Consider the following 397-nt stretch of genomic DNA (forward strand, 5'->3'; position numbering starts at 1 on the left):
TAGTAGATTGGCAACAACAACATTCGCAGCAGCAGCAGCAACTTCAACTACAAATACTTATACAGGTGCAGGGACTGATACAAATTATAATATTCCAATTTATTATAAATTAACAACTGTAAATAATGGAACGTCTATGACGTTTACGTATACAGTTACTTATGATAATCCTGCTACTAAGACGGTTGAAATACCTACAGCATTGTCTAATAGTTACGCAATATACAACACAGGAACAACTTATCAAACGATGTTTACACTAGGTAGTGCATATGGAACACCTTCAACAGCGACAAGTTATATTACCGATTCAACAGGTGCTCAACTTAGTAATCCAAAAGCAAACACAACTAATATAAACAAACAGGGTAGTGGATATTCTTGGGCAAACGGCTAC

1 protein-coding gene is annotated in these 397 nt (G+C 35.8%); it reads left to right on the forward strand.

The window, feature by feature from the left end; genetic code table 11:
- Nucleotides 1–7: 7 nt before the first annotated feature.
- Nucleotides 8–397: hypothetical protein (locus Q3W56_RS20730; protein WP_302896709.1), on the forward strand; the 390-nt coding region annotated here is incomplete at its 3' end.

Origin of the sequence: Bacillus sp. C28GYM-DRY-1 (assembly GCF_030519405.1) — a bacterium.
Taxonomy (GTDB): Bacteria; Bacillota; Bacilli; order Bacillales; family Bacillaceae; genus Bacillus; species Bacillus spizizenii_A.